The sequence below is a fragment of the Bacteroidota bacterium genome (assembly GCA_016706865.1).
In the GTDB taxonomy this organism is placed as follows: Bacteria; Bacteroidota; Bacteroidia; order Chitinophagales; family BACL12; genus UBA7236.
The window spans coordinates 1021723-1040220 of record JADJIS010000003.1 but is presented as its reverse complement, the minus strand read 5'-3'; the positions used below and the strand labels follow the sequence as shown (position 1 = coordinate 1040220).

The 18498-nt window shown below is 35.7% G+C and carries 14 protein-coding genes; 7 read left to right on the top strand and 7 right to left on the bottom strand.

Going from position 1 to position 18498, the window contains the following annotated elements; all coding sequences use genetic code 11:
- The first annotated feature begins 248 nt into the window (after positions 1-248).
- Positions 249-470, top strand: coding sequence for a DUF2795 domain-containing protein (locus IPI31_13820; GenBank protein ID MBK7568894.1), 222 nt, complete (start codon positions 249-251; stop codon positions 468-470).
- A 226-nt stretch (positions 471-696) separates the two neighbouring features.
- Here the strand turns inward: IPI31_13820 and queA are convergent, their stop codons facing one another.
- Entirely contained in the window at positions 697-1749 is a 1053-nt protein-coding gene (gene queA, locus IPI31_13815) for a tRNA preQ1(34) S-adenosylmethionine ribosyltransferase-isomerase QueA (protein ID MBK7568893.1), read from the bottom strand.
- 112 nt (positions 1750-1861) lie between these two features.
- Between queA and IPI31_13810 the strand changes: the two genes are divergently transcribed.
- Together IPI31_13810 and IPI31_13805 are read left to right on the top strand one after the other, a co-directional pair.
- Complete coding sequence (locus IPI31_13810; protein MBK7568892.1) at positions 1862-3130, top strand: ABC transporter permease; 1269 nt, start codon at positions 1862-1864, stop codon at positions 3128-3130.
- Between the two features lie 262 nt (positions 3131-3392).
- Complete coding sequence (locus tag IPI31_13805; GenBank protein MBK7568891.1) at positions 3393-3839, top strand: hypothetical protein; 447 nt, start codon at positions 3393-3395, stop codon at positions 3837-3839.
- Between the two features lie 170 nt (positions 3840-4009).
- Here the strand turns inward: IPI31_13805 and IPI31_13800 are convergent, their stop codons facing one another.
- Both IPI31_13800 and IPI31_13795 read right to left on the bottom strand, forming a co-directional pair.
- Entirely contained in the window at positions 4010-5008 is a 999-nt protein-coding gene (locus IPI31_13800; GenBank protein ID MBK7568890.1) for a carbohydrate kinase, read from the bottom strand.
- Between the two features lie 9 nt (positions 5009-5017).
- Complete coding sequence (locus IPI31_13795) at positions 5018-6235, bottom strand: pyridoxal phosphate-dependent aminotransferase (protein ID MBK7568889.1); 1218 nt, start codon at positions 6233-6235, stop codon at positions 5018-5020.
- 128 nt (positions 6236-6363) lie between these two features.
- Here IPI31_13795 and IPI31_13790 point away from each other — a divergent pair, with 128 nt between their 5' ends.
- The gene (locus IPI31_13790) at positions 6364-7830 is read left to right on the top strand and encodes a hypothetical protein (GenBank protein MBK7568888.1); all 1467 of its coding nucleotides are present in this window, start codon (positions 6364-6366) and stop codon (positions 7828-7830) included.
- A gap of 287 nt (positions 7831-8117) precedes the next feature.
- On the opposite strand, the gene IPI31_13785 is transcribed toward IPI31_13790, so the two are convergent.
- Together IPI31_13785 and IPI31_13780 are read right to left on the bottom strand one after the other, a co-directional pair.
- On the bottom strand, positions 8118-9503 hold the full coding sequence (locus IPI31_13785) for an aldehyde dehydrogenase family protein (protein ID MBK7568887.1): 1386 nt from the start codon (positions 9501-9503) through the stop codon (positions 8118-8120).
- Between the two features lie 9 nt (positions 9504-9512).
- Positions 9513-11312 (bottom strand): T9SS type A sorting domain-containing protein, encoded by a 1800-nt coding sequence (locus IPI31_13780; protein ID MBK7568886.1) that lies wholly within the window; start codon positions 11310-11312, stop codon positions 9513-9515.
- 416 nt (positions 11313-11728) lie between these two features.
- Between IPI31_13780 and IPI31_13775 the strand changes: the two genes are divergently transcribed.
- Both IPI31_13775 and IPI31_13770 read left to right on the top strand, forming a co-directional pair.
- Positions 11729-12676: a metallophosphoesterase gene (locus IPI31_13775; protein MBK7568885.1), complete on the top strand. Its 948-nt coding sequence runs from the start codon at positions 11729-11731 to the stop codon at positions 12674-12676.
- A gap of 73 nt (positions 12677-12749) precedes the next feature.
- Complete coding sequence (locus tag IPI31_13770; protein MBK7568884.1) at positions 12750-13208, top strand: hypothetical protein; 459 nt, start codon at positions 12750-12752, stop codon at positions 13206-13208.
- 8 nt (positions 13209-13216) lie between these two features.
- Here IPI31_13770 and IPI31_13765 read toward each other — a convergent pair whose 3' ends face one another.
- Positions 13217-13957: a hypothetical protein gene (locus IPI31_13765; GenBank protein ID MBK7568883.1), complete on the bottom strand. Its 741-nt coding sequence runs from the start codon at positions 13955-13957 to the stop codon at positions 13217-13219.
- Between the two features lie 101 nt (positions 13958-14058).
- On the opposite strand from IPI31_13765, the gene IPI31_13760 reads away from it, so the two are divergent.
- Positions 14059-15348: a hypothetical protein gene (locus tag IPI31_13760; protein MBK7568882.1), complete on the top strand. Its 1290-nt coding sequence runs from the start codon at positions 14059-14061 to the stop codon at positions 15346-15348.
- A gap of 90 nt (positions 15349-15438) precedes the next feature.
- On the opposite strand, the gene IPI31_13755 is transcribed toward IPI31_13760, so the two are convergent.
- Entirely contained in the window at positions 15439-18456 is a 3018-nt protein-coding gene (locus IPI31_13755) for a PKD domain-containing protein (GenBank protein ID MBK7568881.1), read from the bottom strand.
- Between the last annotated feature and the right edge of the window lie 42 nt (positions 18457-18498).

Here is an 18498-nt window from a genome sequence, read left to right as displayed (position 1 = left end):
AATTAAACAGCCGGGTATTCGAAAACCTTAGGCATTGACATCCTGATAAATAATTTCTGATACCTGGACATACTTGTCGTATGTCCTATGTCGTATGTCATATGTCCTATGTCGTATGTCCTATTTCCTACTTCCTACTTCCCATTTCCCCAACTATTTTCCAATTTCATGTAAATTGTTTACAATAACGCTTGGAAAAGAGGAAAAAAAATCTATTTTTGCGCCCTAATTAAAAAAGAGGTTAAAATATGTATTGGACACTCGAACTTGCATCATATTTAGAAGATGCTCCATGGCCGGCTACAAAGGATGAGTTGATTGACTATGCCATTCGTTCCGGAGCACCTATTGAAGTAATTGAAAACTTACAGGAACTCGAAGATGAAGGGGAATTTTACGAAGGTATTGAAGATATCTGGAGCGATTATCCCACGCACGACGACTTTTATTTCAATGAGGATGAATATTAAAGGTATTCCTATCAAAAAGCAAAAATCCCGCAATTGGCGGGATTTTTTGTTTTTTTGATATCTGCGTCGGGAGTCAGGAGTCATTAGTCAAGAGTCAATGGTCAGGAGTATAAACATCCGGCCAACGAGGATCCAACTCATTACTCATAACTCATTACTCATTTGTCGACTCAACCTAAAAGTTCTACTGGGAACATACTCACCACTCCCTACTCACCATTCACCATTAGTCCACAATCAACATCGCATCTCCGTATGAGAAAAATCGATATTTCTCTTTCATAGCAACTTTGTAAGCTTCCATGGTCAGGTCATATCCCATAAACGCTGCAACCATGATCACGAGGCTTGTTTTGGGTAAATGGAAATTTGTAACCATTGTGTTACAGATGGTAAAGTCGTAAGGAGGATGAATAAATAAATTGGTCCATCCTTCTTCCGGTTTTAGTTTTCCTGAGGCAGATACTGCACTCTCGCAGGCTCTCATTGTAGTTGTTCCAATGGCACAAATTCTGCGATTTTCTTCTAAACCTTTATTAACGATATCGCAGCAGCTTTTATCTACTCTGAAATATTCTGCATCCATTTTGTGTTTGGAAAGATCTTCCACATCAATACTTCTAAAGGTACCTAAACCAACATGGAGAGTTAATTCGGCAAAATTTATTCCCTTTATTTCGAGTCTTTTCAATAATTCGCGACTAAAGTGCATCCCTGCAGTAGGAGCGGCAACAGCGCCTTCATGTTTGGCAAAAACGGTTTGGTAACGTTCTTTATCGTCTTCATCCGGTTTGCGTTTGATATATTTTGGAAGAGGTGTTTCGCCCATAATATCGAGAATTCGTCTTAATTCTTCTGCGGAACCATCGTGTAAAAAACGAATTGTTCTGCCGCGTGAGGTGGTATTGTCAACAACTTCAGCAACTAGCATATCATCATCACCAAAATATAATTTGTTTCCAACGCGAATTTTTCTGGCAGGATCTACCAATACGTCCCATAAATGCATTTCGCGGTTTAATTCACGAAGCATAAATACTTCTATCTTGGCACCTGTTTTTTCTTTTCTACCGTATAAACGGGCTGGAAATACCTTGGTATTGTTTAGCACCATTACGTCATTTTCTGAAAAATACTCCAGAATGTCTTTGAACTTTTTGTGAACGATCTTGCCTGTTTTGCGGTGAACCACCATCATTTTCGCATCGTCACGAGCGGCAGTAGGATGTTGTGCAATAATGTCTTTGGGGAGTTCGAAATTGAATTTTGATAACTTCATAAAACTTACGGGTTTTAATTTTATGCCTTGCAGTACTTTCTACAACGCGGGCGCAAAATTAACGATATTATAACGAAATCAATGCAAACTAAAGAATATCTTTGATGCAAATATGGTAGCCTTACTCAGAACGATATCCGAAACCTTCTCTCTTGTATTTCAGGAACTGAAGAATAATAAGCTGCGCACCTTCCTTTCCCTGCTTGGTGTGTCGATCGGAATATTCTGCATTATCGCGGTATTGAGTGCCGTTGACTCTTTGAAAAGAAACATGGAAAGTGGTTTGGATAAACTTGGCACTAACATGATCTACATCCAAAAATGGCCATGGCAATTCAGCAATGAGGAATATGCCTGGTGGGATTATATTAAGCGGCCTTCCATGAAATATGCGGAATATAAAATGCTCGACGATAAACTGGAGGGAGCTGAAGCAGTTTGTGTGGAGGTATGGCTGAATCTGGATGAAGTAAAATATCAACACAATACCTTGCAAAATGTACAGGTTAGTGGTGTTACAGAACAGTATGATAAAATTTACAGCCTCAATTTTAAAGATGGAAGATATTTTGTTCCCAGTGAATCGGTTGGAGGTTCAGAGGTAGTAATATTAGGTTATGAAGTTGCGGAAAAATTATTTCCACCAAATATCAGTGCAGTTGGAAAATATATTTGGTTACGGGAAATAGACCGTCAATATAAAATGAAGGTTATCGGTGTATTGGAAAAGGAGGGCGAAAGTATAATTGATATTTCCAATGATAATACGATAATAATGCCTTTTAATTATATCAGAAGGGTAGTGGATATGAACAGTGGATTTATTGATCCGGTAATTGAAGTAAAACCAAAGGAAGGAATCACTGCAGATGAAATTAAAGATGAAATTTATCCAATCATGCGCAGCGCAAGAAATTTGCATCCTTTGGAAGAAAGTGATTTCGCTGTAAATGAAGTGACCTTAGCTGCAGATGCCTTGGATGATATGTTTGCAGTATTAAATATCGTAGGATTAATTATCGGAGGATTTAGTATTTTGGTAGGAGGATTCGGAATTGCCAATATTATGTTTGTAAGTGTAAAAGAAAGAACAAATATTATCGGTATAAAAAAAGCACTCGGCGCAAAAAATTATCTCATACTCACCGAATTTTTAATTGAAGCAATTATCTTATCTCTCATCGGTTGTGTCGTCGGTTTAATTCTGGTCTGGTTGGTAATGTTCATGGCCGATAAAGCCACCGACTTTGGATTTTTATTATCACCCAAAAATGCATTAATAGGAACATCAATTGCAGTTGCGATCGGAGTAATTGCAGGAATAATTCCCGCAATCACAGCATCCAAAATGGACCCGGTGGAAGCGATACGGTCGAAGTAATTGATAATTGACAATTGATAATTGACAATTTGGATCGCATAAATGGTGGTTATTAAATTTAAATAAAGTCATCGCTCAATTATCTTCATTATATAACAGCACAAGCGAAGCTTGTGCTGCCCTGATAAAATAGCGTCAGCCGCGGCTGATGCAAAGTTCTATGAAGCGTCCGCTTCCTAAATTAATATTAATATTTTAACTTTATATAGAATTTTTTAAATAAAATGCCAAAACTTTCAATTATATTGTAAAATTGGTTATTATGCATATTAAAAGCATTTACCTGTTACTAATTATATTCCCCTTTCTACAATGTGCAAACTTAGAAAGTGATAATTCTCCAACTATAAAATACTTCGGCACACTTGTAGAATATGATTCAAAAGTTGATAAAAACAAATACACTGACTTTGAAATTTCGGATTTGAAAAAAATACATGAACTAGATTCGATATTAGATTTCACGGGGACAAGTGTTTCTTCAGGAGAACGATTTTATACAATTGTAAGAGTTGATCTATATCGTGCATTAAAAAACACAGATACATTGTGTTACATGATTGGCATCACAAATGATAATTTCGCCCTTACACAGAGATATTCAAATTGCGAAACCGGTTTTTTGAGAAAAACAAGCATAAGCATTTTACTTGGTGAATATTTAATAAAATATTTCAAGGAGAAAGCAATTTATATGAACAATAACTAACAATTAAACTAAATCTTGTATATTCAAAATAAAATAAATCACTACAGCAGTTGATCATTCCAAAGTTTAACAGGTAATTTACTGGCTCACATATTTTTGTCCTATGTCCAATTTCCAATGTCCTACGTCAAGTCCTTTGTCCTGTGTCCTGGCTCCTGTGTCTTTCTGCTTCAGCACAATAAATCTAAACATTCCTGTAGTAATTGTTTTTTGTCAACAGGCACCACCCCCGACGACTCACAAACCAATCCCCCAGCAATATTCGCAATGCCCGCCGTCAATTGCGGATCGGCATTAATTGCCAAACACAACGCAGCAATACTTATCACTGTATCGCCCGCACCCGACACATCGGCCACATTGCGCAGATAAGCATCTTTTTTGAAGAATTTTTTTCCTGTTTTGATAAAAATACCATGTTCACCGAGTGTGATCATAGTTGAACTATTTCTTAATTGTTTTTGCAAAAGGTCGGCAGCATTATTCAAACTCGCAATATCGCCAGCATCCAAAACAATATTTAAACTATCATTAATTTCCCTTAAATTCGGTTTGAACAAAGTGCAATTCTGATATGCAAAGAAATTTTTCTTTTTTGGATCAACAGCAATAGGAATATTATTTATGTTGCATACTTCCGTAACAGCCATAATAAAATTTCCTGATAACATTCCTTTATCATAATCCTCAAAAATTAATACATCCGGTTTTTCTTTTTTGAGGAAGGATGTTAAACTGCGCAATACTTTTTTTTCTGTTACTGCATCAATATTTTCTGTCACTTCATGATCTATGCGCATCATTTGATGGTTCTTCGAAATAATACGTGTTTTGGAAGTTGTTATTCTATTGGGAGAACGAAACAGATAATTTGTTTTTAATCTTTTTTCCTTTAGGATACGTACCATAGTATCACCTTCCACATCAGTTCCTATCACTGAAAATAAATAGGGAACAGCTCCGAGCGCATGTAAATTAACCGCAACATTTGCCGCACCTCCGGAACGTTCAATAGTATTATTAATTGCTAATACCGGGACAGGTGCTTCAGGGGATATGCGGTCAACGTTGCCATAAACATATTTATCAACCATACAATCGCCAACCACCACAACTTTTAATTTGTTGAAGCGGTTGAATAATTTTCTGATCTCTTTTTCCTCCACCATCGTATTAAATTATAATGCAGGGCTAGTTTGATGTGCTATTAATTTTTCTAAAGCAATTTCCATTCTGCGCATTGCTTCCACTAGTTTTTCATCGCTGGTGGCATAACTAAATCGGATACAATTTTTATCCCCGAATGCTGATCCTGTTACTACTGAAATATTACCTTCATTTAACAGATACATGGCGAGGTCATCTGCATTTTCTATTAGAGTATCATTATATCTTTTCCCAAAATAATTACTTACATCCGGAAAAAAATAAAATGCTCCCTGTGGTAAATTAAATTTTAATCCTTTAATATTTTTTAATAATCCATAAACCAGATCTCTTCTGCGAATAAATGCCTTTTTCATTTCATCCGCTGCACTCAGATCTCCATTTAATGCTTCTATGGCAGCGCGTTGTGTGATACTGCAGGTTGCCGAAGTAAATTGTCCCTGAATTTTATCACATGCCTTCGCTATCCATTGTGGAGCTCCTATATATCCCAATCTCCAGCCAGTCATTGCAAATGCTTTCGACAAACCATTTACTGTTATTACCCTGTCGTAAATAAAATCAAATTGCGCCATACTTGCATGAGCTGAGGTAAAATTGATATGCTCATATATTTCATCACTAATTACATATAAATTTTCAGACTTCCGGATTACTTCGGCCAAGGCCAATAATTCATCTTTTGTATAAACTGTTCCGGTTGGATTACAAGGGGAGGAAAATATGATCAGCTTTGTATTAGGAGTAATGGCATTTTCTAATTGTTCGGGGGAAATTTTAAAATCCCCTTCAATATTTGTAGGGATCTCCACAATTTTCCCTTCCGCTAATTTTACCATCGCTGAATAACTCACCCAAAACGGAGCAGGGAGAATAACTTCATCTCCGGGATTCACCAAACAGAGCACCGCATTAATTATGGACTGTTTTGCACCGGTAGAAATTACGATCTGATCGGCGGTGTAATTCAGGCCATTTTCGCGTTTGAACTTGGCTGCTATAGCCTCTCTTACATCCAGGTAGCCGGCAACAGGTGTATAATGTGTAAAACCATCATCAATAGCTTTTTTTGCTGCTTCCCGAATTGTTTCCGGAGTTTCGAAATCAGGCTCTCCAAGGCTTAAGTCTATGATATCGCGACCCTGACGTTTAAGTTCACGAGTCATTTGTGCCATCTTAATGGTGGCTGACTCGTCGAGGTTGGCGATACGTTTGGCTAAATTGTGCATTGTAGCAGTTTAAGTGGCGAAGTTAGGAAAGTAATTTTTGATGTGGCAATATTTACTGTTCACAAAATGCGTCACCATTTTAAGAAGTGTGCCGAAACATTTAATATTGCTGTTACAATCAGGAATAAATGACAGAGCATAAAAATATTAAAAGCAGTGAACCAAAGTTTCTCCAATTTATCTTTGCAAAACCACAAAGGAATCAATTTTTGATCATTACCGGTGTTTATTTATTGATTTCCATTATAATCGGCAAATTATTTCCTTATCCATTTACTACAGCTGACACCGGTAATTATGTGTATTGCGCCCAACTAAACACCTATGGCGGATATAGGCCTATGGGATATTCCACCTTTATCCGGTTTTTCCATGATTTCAGTAGTTCTGTGAAATTTGTTTATATATGGCAAAGTATTTTTAATTATTTAGCTGTAATTACGTTTCTTTTTACAGTGCAATATTTCTTTAAATTAAAAAATATTCTTTTTTATGTTATTGCGCTCATCATCACTTTACATCCCGATATTCTGCGCAATACGAATACACTTTTAAGTGACAGTATATTCAATAGTTTAACACTTTTATGGATAACAACGGGTATTTGGATGATAATGCGGCAAAATATTATTGCTGCCATTTTGCATTGTATAATATTATATTTTGCCATCAGTGTTAGATATATCGGTTTGTTTTATCCTGTTTTATCGGCTTTTATTTTTATTTTGGATTATAAAAAATGGAAATTTATTTCTGCAATGGCATTAATTCCATTAATTATTCTTATCTCCACCGTTCAATCAGTAAAAAATAAAACGGCAGAACTTTTTGGATACGTAACCTTCTCCGGATTTAGCGGATGGGCTTTAGCGAATAATGCAGTATCCATAATACCACATATAGAATTGGATCCTTTGCAAATACCTGATAAACAAATAGCTGCAATGCACAGTTTAGTTACAAGCTTTAACGATACCTGTTACAGCTGGTATCATATAAAAGATACCGATTTTATGTGGGATAAATTGTTTCCTGGAAAAGCTTTATTGGGATACAATGCGCAACAGTTGCGAATACCCTACAATGCAGCATGGGTTTACACGGGAACACAATGGAAAGAATACGGGACCTATTTAAGGAATAAATATCCATTACAATTTTTCAGATATTATATGGTTCCAAATATGGGGGGCGTTTTTGAAGTGTTTCCCTATCATTCCGAAAAACAATATGTGCCGGATAATACTTCGAAAGTTTATTTTAATGTCCCCGTGGAGAAATATGAATTCAAATCAACACTGTTCGACAATGTTTATGGTTATCGTTTGATATTGTATTATGTTATGTTATTTTCCTTTATCGGATTAGTGATCTATGCCATCATTAAAAGAAAAACAATGCTCCGGGAAAATAATTTAGGAAGGTTTCTCTTGTTTACTGCAGGGTTTGTGTTTTTATATGTTGCAATGAGTGTCTATTCGCACCCGATACAGAATTATAGATATTTAATTCCGGTTTATCCGGTAGTTATTGCAGTGGTAGCAATTTTGAGTAATATTGTTTGGAATAACAGAAAATCTAAGAGTATAAATTAATAATTTTGCCCCGAGTTAATTTAAGTTTATACTCCAATTTGGTTTATAAGATTCGTGCATTCGTGGCAACTTTTTTTATCTACATTATGTAAGAGGTTGCCACGAATGCACGAATAAACAGCCACAATATTATAAGAAGAAAAGTCGTCACCCATCCACAGAGTTCGCTGCGCGTAACACTGTGGGGACACATCAGAGGTTGATTTTCATTCTTTCATTCCTTCATTTCTTCATTCCTTCATTCCTTCATTCCTTCATTCCTTCATTCCTTCATTCCTTCATTTTTATTACCTCCACATAAACCACCTAAACATACGTTTCAAAAACTTCATTTTTCCTTTATCATAAGGCGGATAACGAACATTTATTTCGGGGAAAAAATATTTTCGCATAACACTTTTTTTATGTGAAAATTCATCGAAGGAGTATTTGCCCTGATATTTTCCAATTCCACTGTTGCCAACACCTCCTATGGGAAGTTTAAAATGTCCGAAGTGAAGCATCACTTCATTTATAACCATATCGCCACAACGAATTTCTTCAGCAATTTTATTTATCAGATAGTTATTTTTGGTAAATAAATATAAGACAAGAGGATCAGGATTATTTTTTATTAATTCGAGTGCTTTTGTTAGGTCAGTGTAACCAATTATTGGTAGCACCGGTCCAAAAATTTCTTCGCGCATTAAGGGAGAGTTAGGGTCAGGATCCATGATGATGGTAGGTGAAATATATTTCTCTTCCCGATCTGTAATACCACCGTAAATAATATTTTGACCCTTTAATAAATTAGATATTCTGTCAAAATGAGTGGTATTTATTATTCTTCCGAAATCCGGACTTTGTTTGATATCCTTTCCAAAGGAAATTTCAATTTTGTTAATTATCTTTTCCAATAATTGATCTTTCAACCCCTCTGGAACCAGAACATAATCCGGTGTTACGCAGGTTTGTCCGCAGTTGCTAAATGCACCCATGGTGATTCGTGCAGCTGTAATATCAAGATCTGCAGTGTCATCGATGATACATGGATTTTTCCCTCCTAATTCCAATGCTACCGGCGTTAAATGTTTTGCGGCAGCTTCATAAACATGTCGGCCAATATTTGTTCCTCCGGTAAAAAATATAAAATCAAATTTTTGTTTCAACAGATCCTGTGTGCCTTCCGCATTTGTATTTATTACATGTAAATAATTTTTATCAAAATTTTTATTGATCATTTCCTCCAATACAGCTGCAGTGAAAGGTGCATTTTCTGATGGTTTTATAATTGCGGTATTCCCTGCAGCAATTGCACCAATTAATGGTCTTATCGCAAGTAAAAATGGATAATTCCAGGGTGCAATAATTAGGGTATTGCCATAAGGAACTTTCTGAATATAACTTTTTGCCCGAATATGAAACAGGGGAGTAGATAACCTTTTTGGTTTCATCCATTTTTTAAGATGCCCGATAAAATATTTTAATTCGGTTTGTATCAACCCAACCTCAACACCCCATGCTTCAAATTTGGATTTATGCAGATCTTTAAATAAGGCTTCTAATAGTTGATCTTCAAATTTTATTGTCAGATCTAAGATTTTTTTTAATTGTGAGATCCTGAAATCATAAGGAAGAGTTTCTTTTGAATTAAAATAGTTTCTCTGTACCGCAACAAGTTCCGCATTTTCCATATAGTTAGATTAATCAACAATTATTTTCGTGATATTGCTTCCTGAAATACCTTTTATGGTGAGGAAATAGATTCCGGAATTATTACCAGGTATATTAATTTCCTGAAATATTTTTCCAAATGCTTCAGGTTGGAAATATTTAATTAATTCTTCTCCTAATAAATTTGATATTATTAATTCTATGTCCTGTTTTTCGGTAAGCGTAAAACTGCAATTAAATATTCCGCTATTGGGATTTGGAAAGATCAAAATATCTTCTGTTAAATAATTTTCTACAGATTGAAATATAAAATCGATCTCTACCGACCAGGCAATGCAGGGACCGTTTATAGATGCAACCTGATAAATTCCTTCTACTGCCGGAGTATAAGTAACCTCCGTTGCACCAGGTATTGGACTGCCATTATAATACCATTGCACATCCCAGGTTGAAGATGTAGTTAAAACATTTCCAATAACTATTAAAGCCGGGGCTGATGGATTTTCAAAAACTTCAATACTTGTTTCTGCACTTTCGGCATAACATCCTCCAACACCTGTTACAGTCAGATCGTAAACACCGGTTTCAAAAACGATATAACTTGTACTATCCGCACCCGGAATTTCATCTCCATCTTTAAACCATTGATAATTTCCATCGGTAATTATGGTAGCATCTAAAATTGCAGAATCACCTTCACAAAATATATTTAATCCTGTTAAAATAATTTCCGGAGTTGCAACAGAGGGATAAACAGTTATTGTATCATAAAAAGTATAACTAATAACCGGATTCGAAATACTAACCTCAACATCATGACTTCCTGCAGTTAAAAGATTAACTCCAACATCATTTCCTTCAAAAGTAAATGTGCCACAATTATCATCACCACCCGCAGCACCCGTATCATAATCTTTCATTTGCATGGTATAAGTATGTAATGGATCAAGTTCAATTCCCAAACTAAAAGTTACAGGTGGTGAAGTATTTTCAAAACCCGGCCAGGTAGTTAGTCCCAAATCATCAATTAAAATATATAAGTCAGGTTTTTCAGCTTCAATTAATCCGGTGCATCCAAAAATGGTACAATCATCACAACCGCTGCCTAATACAGAAACATAATCGAGTTGATAACCAATGGTGTCAATTGTTATGGTATGACTAACAATATATTCTGTTTCTATACCACCAATTGCAGTATAAGTTTGTGTTGGTGGAAATTCTTCTGTACTCGTGCTTCCATTTCCAAAATCCCATGAATAAGTAAATCCAGCGGCACCTAAACTGTGAATACTGGTTTCAAAATCCACTTCCAATGGATCGCAACCATAGGTAGCACTGGGAATAATTCCTCCGCCACCGATAGCAGCAGGTAAAACCTCTATAAAAATACTGTATTCCGCTGCCTGATCTCCTCCAGGATATTCTAAAGTAGCAATTAGAGGAACGGTAACTTCATACCAACCCGGAACTAAGGGAGTTCCGCAAACTCTTGCACATCCATACAAACTCACATCAGGGTCATAATCTACAGGAAGATCTCCCAAATTTGTGGAAACAAACATCCCATACGGTGCGCCAACGGGTTCCAAAATATGGTAATTCAAAAATTCCAAGGTTCCAACTACATCAATAGTAGTGTCTTCCTGCATTACAAAGGTGATATCCGATTCATAAAATTCGCCGGCCGTGGCAGGTGGAAGTGTGTCAGGGTAAACTCCCGGAACTAAAAATGCATAATCAATTGAACATGGTCCGCATAATTGTGCGTTTAAAGTTGAGGTGATGAAAAAAGTTAAAATAAATGTCGCCGTGTAGAGTTTCCGCATTTTGTTGTAGTATTTGGATGGAAAATTAGGATTTTTTTAGGAAGATTCGGGTCAAATCCCATGTTTAGCACTAAATCAGCGTGAAAGTAAACTCAAAAAACAGCAAATGTGGAAAACCTTGGTTACCTTAAAAAGTTTACATTAAGTTAAAATTAGGTTTAGTTTTATTCACATTGAAATATTTAAATTTTTCAAAATCCATTCATAGAATAAGTGCAATGCACATTTATTTAAAATAAAGAACAATAAAACATACGATTTTACTTCATAAAATGTTAAGGTAAAATCGATATGAATTTAGTACTTCTCACCTTTTTAGAATAAAATGATTTTGTTTCCGGCATGTTAATATATTCTGATGTTAACCATGAAATAATGTTGCAGTTGGAACTTTGTGCAATCAAGTAACACAAAGTATGAACAGAAGAGATCTCTTAAAAAGTATTGGGTTATTAGCTGCAAGTCAGTTTTTACCGAATAAAAAGGTTAATGCCTCCGAAACGATTTTGTCAAATCAAAACCCAAAACGCGTTTTACGGGTTGCACATATTACCGATATTCATATTGGTGACGCAAAAAATGCGAAATCCGGTTTAATAAAATGTTTACACCATATTCAGAATTTAAATGATAAGGTGGATATTATATTTAATGGCGGCGATACTATTGAAGATGCTTTATTCAAATCAAAGTCGCAGGTTAAAAACCAGTGGGATATTTGGCATAGCGTATTGAAAAACGAATGTTCCTTAAAAATGGATAGTTGCCTCGGAAACCACGATATATGGGGATTGTATACGGAGAAAAAAGATCTTTTATACGGAAAGAATTTCGCATTGGAAATGATGAAAATGGATAAAACCTATAAAAGTTTTGATATAAACGGTTGGCATTTTATTTTTCTCGACAGCACACAAAAAAAGAAAAATGGTTTGTGGTATACTGCAAAGTTAGGGGAGGAGCAAACCGATTGGCTTAAAAACGATCTGGCATCGGTACACCCAAACACTCCGGTTATGGTGATGTCGCATATTCCGATTTTATGTGCGAATGTATTTTTAGACAATGTGAAAATTAAATATGGAAAATTTCAGGTGCCGGGTTCCTGGATGCATACAGATGTGAAAGAAATTGTATCTATTTTTAATCAAAACAAAAATGTGAAATTATGTGTAAGCGGACATATTCATTTATATGATAATGTTAGTTATAATGGTGTAACATATAGTTGCAATGGCGCTGTATCAGGCGATTGGTGGAAAAATGAATTATACCATGAAACACCTGCAGGTTATGCAATTATAGACCTTTTTGAAGATGGAAGTTTTACAAATACTTATATGGATTACAATACACCGAAGTGAATTTACAATTTGATAACATTTAATTAATTCTGATTGTAACAAATGCAGCTGCTATTCCTCTTTACTTTACAGAATGATAAATACTACATCTGTCTCAACATTGAATCCAATCCTCGTTATGGCTGATGAAAACACTTCAAATTCTTCAATCTTTGTTGCTTCAAAACAATATCTTTTGGAATGTGAGCAAGAAATAATAAATAATAATTGGAACGCAGTGCTCAAAAATTGCCATCAGTTTTTGAGTGAATTTCCAGTTTCTCATAGAATTGAAAATAAAAATAGTTCTGCTTATGCAAATTTCAGACGATTTGCTTCAGGTATGTTATCCAACAATCACAATTACGATTCTGTAATTAATTTGCTAAATATTGGAAGTGACATGGCTGAATTTACAGAAACATTTTTCCACAGTATTGATAAAAAAGGTGTGCATTTACCAAAACCGGTTCCATCAAAAGAAGAAGTTTTATTTATTTATTCCTTCTGCGTGGGATTTTATAACATGATGGAGTCTAATATTAATGAATGAACGTTCATTCACCATACAAAGCCTATCTTGAATAAGGCTTTATTTTTTACATAATTATAGGCAACTTGACTTCCAATCCACCAATCTTCTTCAATAATTGAATAGGTGCTTAGTTTATAACCCAAACTCATTATAAAACCCGTTTGTTTTTTGTTGGAATTTAACCTGATTCCAATTCCCAGACCGGTTGTAATTCCGGGATCATAATCTATTACCCTGCCTTGATTTTTATCGATCAGTGGAGTATGCATTCCAAAATCACCGTATAAAAATGGTGTGTTTTTTCCCAACTTAAAATTATATCTTCCGTTCAGATAAATTGATAAAAAAAAATTATTTGAGGCTTCGAGCGTTAACCCCAGTCCCGCCTGATATTTGTCGCTGAAATGATATCCGTTTATCATATCCACAATAACTCCACCCGAATATCCCCAGACATCTGAACCCATTAGCAATCCAATGGAAGCAAAAATGGTATAACCGGTGTCCCTTGGACTATAAATAGTATTAAAAGGATCAAATTTCGCTTCTTTTGTGATGGAGATAATTGAACCCTTGGGAATTACAATTATACTTCCTCCCAGTATCTGCACAGCCACAGTGCTGTCAGGATAATCACCCAACAAAGTGCCTCGATAAACACTTCCGTTTTCGAGATAAACAACATCCTCTAAATGAGTTTGGGCTTTTGCCTCTTCCTGTATGCAAATAAGGGTAAGAAAAACAGTTAGAAATAGGAGAATTCGCATTTTTAATGGTTTAGGTTTGTTGTCAGGATATTGTAAAAATGGATATTAATCTTAAAACTAATAATTATTAACTATATTTGATTTGCATAAATACGAATAGAATGAAAAATAATCCTTCCTCCAGATTATTACTTTGTTTAGCAACATTGAGTATAATCACACTTTTTAGCGGATGTTTAAAAGATAGTTGCGAAAAAACCTACCATTACACAGTTTACACACCAGTGTATATCTCAGAGGCGGAACTTCGGACTTCTGTAGCAATGTTGCCTGCTGCTGAAATAGTAGCGCCCGGTAAGATCTATTATATGACTCCATATATTTTTGTGAACGAATTGGACAAAGGAATTCATATTATTAATAACAGCGATCCTTCCAATCCTCAAAATATTTCTTTTATCAATATTCCAGGAAATATTGATATCAGTGTGAAGGGTAATATTTTATATGCCGATAGCTATATTGACCTTGTTGCACTTGATATTTCTGATCCTCTGAATGTTTTTGAGGTGGAAAGAGTGGAAAACGTATTTCCCCAAAGAAATTATGAAGGATGGACCGCAGAACCCGGAAAGGGGGTTGTAGTGGATTTCATCGAACGCGATTCCTTAATTACCGAAGATTGTGGTTACAATGTAGGCTCCAGCGGCTGGAATGGAGGACTGTTTATTGCCGTTGCGGATAGTGAAGGTTTTTCAAATATGGGTGTTGATGGTGCAGCAAGCAGCCCGGGAATTGGTGTTGCCGGTTCTATGACAAGATTTGCAATAGTAGATGACTATTTATATTGCGTTACTCCGTCGGAAATGCAATTATTTAACATTTCAAATCCTGCAACTCCACAACAAGGTTCTACCATATCATTATTCTCTAATGTGGAAACAATATTCCCTTACGATAATTATCTGTTTATAGGAACAACTACAGGAATGCAGATCTATAATAATGCTGTTCCGGAATCACCGGTATTTGTTTCACAGTTACTGCACATGACTAGCTGTGATCCGGTAATAGTTTCAGGAACAATCGCATATTCCACCCAACACTCCGGAACAGAATGCGGAACTTTAGATAACGATGTGCTCGATATTATTGATATCAGCGATATTGCATCGCCCGTATTAATGCAGACTTATAATATGACAAATCCACTTGGACTTGGGCTGGATGGCAATTTATTATTTGTTTGTGATAAAGACCTTAAAATGTATGATGTAACTGATCCTTTGAATATTGATCTATTGCAGACAGTAAATATCAATTCTCCGTATGATGTTATTGTTTTAGGGGGGATTTTGATCGTGGTTTCTGAAAGTGCTATTACACAATTTGATTATAGTTCGGGTTCATTGGTTAAACTGAGTGAACTCAATGTCATTCGCGAAATGTAAGTTGCAACGTTTGTATGATTCAGTGATTATTGGTGTGCAGTGGTTGCGTGTTTTTCACCAACCACAAACAATATGCAACATTCCGGCATCTTACCTCACCAAAGTAAAATTCCCCTGTTTAAAATAATCAACATTATCCAAACCTTTTCCGCTTACAACGTAAACATAAACATCTAATTCCTGCTCCACACCATTGTAAATGCCATTCCAACCTTTCACTGGATCCGTGGAGATGAAAATGAGTTCTCCCCATCTGTTATAAATTTTAAATTCGAAATTGCTTAACCCATAATTTAAAGGGATAAAAATATCATTCACGCCATCACCATTGGGTGAAAATGCATTGGGTACATCCAATATTGAGATCTCCTCAATTATGATCGTATCACAAATTTTGCTTTCACATCCAAATTCATTGGTCACTGTTAAACAAACCTCAAAAATGCCGGCGATAGGATAGATGTGAATCGGATTTTCTTCAGTAGAGGTGAATCCATCTCCAAATTCCCAGTACCATTCTGCGGCATCAAAACTTTCATCGGTAAAATATGTTGGGGTAAATACTGCTGTTGGATTTGGGCTAAATGTGAAATCTGCTTCTGGATAACCGTAAATCGTAATTGTAGCTTGTGTGGTGTCGTTAAATCCACATAACGAATCTACATATGCAATTAAGGTAACAGTATAAATTCCTGGACTATTATAAGTATGAACAGTATTTTTTTCAATAGATCCGGATTCATCTCCAAAATCCCAAACAAAGGTATTAGAATTAATACTTGTATTTGTAAAATTTACCTCAAGGGGAAAACATCCTTCAATTGGATCTGCAATAAAATTTGCAGAAGTGGGTGGTATTTCAAATGCAAATTTAAAAACCCCAAGATTGCAATTAGAGCTATTGTTTGTATTACTAACAACACCTTCTGTTGTAGGGAAATCATCATGATTCCCACAGCTGGCGCAAACTGCCTGATATACAATACCGGATTTGTCAAACCTACTTGTTCCACCATCAACGTGTTCCTCACTAATTGGACCGCCAAAATATGTAGAATATATTAAGCCTGTTGCTCCTTCTTCAAAAACTACGAGGTAAAAATCGCTTCCGTCTGTAGTAGATTGAAACGCATCATCAGTGATAGGCATATCATCTACTGAACCCGCATCGCTGTTGAAGAAAAGATTAGTTGCTCCTCCCCAACCCGCAACATAAATATGATTACAATTGTCAACTAAAAACGCAGTTGGTGAAATATTTACTTTGTTAATTCCACTTCCAAAAACAGTTGAAAAAACAATATTAGATAAAGTTGAATCAAGTTTAGTTATATATTGGGAGCTACCTTCATTTACATAAACCGGTCCAACTACCGGAAAGTCTCCTAAGGTTTGTCCGACGAGGTAAATAGAATTTTCAAGGTCGATTTCAGTTAAATAGGTTTGGTCGTAACTATTTGTGCCAATATAACTGGAATTTATAATGGAGGTTGCATTTGGTTCAATCGTCATTACAAATCCATCGCTTATGCCACCCTGAAAAGTTTCATTTAAAGCTCCGATTGTGCTAGGAAAATCATTACTTGAAGTCCCCCCACAAATTACTAGTTTTTCGCCATTCATTTTTTTTATACTAAATGCTCCATCATCTCCAGTTCCGCCGATAAAACTGGACCAAATCAAGCCAGTTAAATCATCATTGAATTTAGCAATAAAACCGTCCTGTTGGCCACCGAGAACATTCTGAAAAACTCCAGGGGATACTGGCAAATTAGATGAGTGAGTGCATGAAGCAATATAAATATTACCCAAATCATCTGTATTTACTTCCCCTCTTGCATGGTCTCCATAATTATAGGCTGTTTCGCCAACATTTAAAGCGTCATTGCTTGTTCCACCAAAAAATGTGGACCCAATAAGGTCAGTTCCGTCTAAATTAAATTTTGTGATAAATGCATCACTTCCTGCATTAAAAAAAAGTACTCCTTCAATAGAAATTACGCTTCCACCATTGAAAGAATTATCATAACAACCGGCAGTTATAGGATAATCTGATGATCCTGTTGCTCCAAAAACGATTAATTCATTTTCATTATTTACAATTAAACTATGGGGAAAATCTTGAGATCCGCCACCGCAGTAGGTGGAATAAATTAATGATGTACCATCGGGAGTAAATTTAGAGATCGTAATATCTGCAATATAAAATACAGTAGTATCTTCTGTGACATATTCTGTTTGAAAAGCTCCAACTGTCAATGGATAACCATCACCAAAAGTGATTCCTGCTCCATATAAATTTCCTTCCGCATCATAAGTTGCAGAATATCCCCAATTGTCGGCTGTAGACCCACTATAACTGGAGAAAATTAACACTGCAGGGTCTATGATAAGTTCAAAATTTTTATCATAACCATTTGGAAATGAAAATGATACAGTTGTAGCCTCCAATACAAAATTACATTCAACCATTGTTTTTACACCTGCAATGATCTGGTATGCGACAGGCTTCATTTCCATTATGGTATTGATAGATGTGATCAATTCAAGATTATCACCGCTTATCCTGATGTCTTGTAATCCTTCATAATTGAATTGTATTTGTGAAACATCTGATTGTGGGGCAACTATAAAGTCGTATTTCATGGAATTACTCTGACTGTAAACCAAAAGATCAGTTCCTGGGTAAAGGTCAGCATATCTTATGGCAGCATATGCAGGGACTGCGCCTTTCCACTTGTTTTCATCGTTGCCCTGAAAATAGTTGTAATAATTGTCGAATTTGTTTTCTCCTCTTACAACTACATTCGGGTTTGAGTTTTGAAAATGTGTTCTGAAAGCGTGTTTTTTGAATACAAAATTTTTAATGTCCTCCGCATTTCCTTCATGTTTAAAATGACCTAAATCCGAGGAATTTGAAAAGCTCCATGTAAATCTGTCTTTTTCAAGATATAAATTTCCACCGTAAACAGGCGTTTTAAAAAGTATGTTTTGTTGCCATTGGCCATTGTTCTGAACATATTGAAGATCGCCGGTTTTGGCGTTTGAACCTGCGTGTAAAAGGGAACTGGATATGATAATTAGTAGGAGGGTAGAGATTTTTTTCATAAGCAACATTTTCAAAACCCGAATTTAAACAATTTTACAATA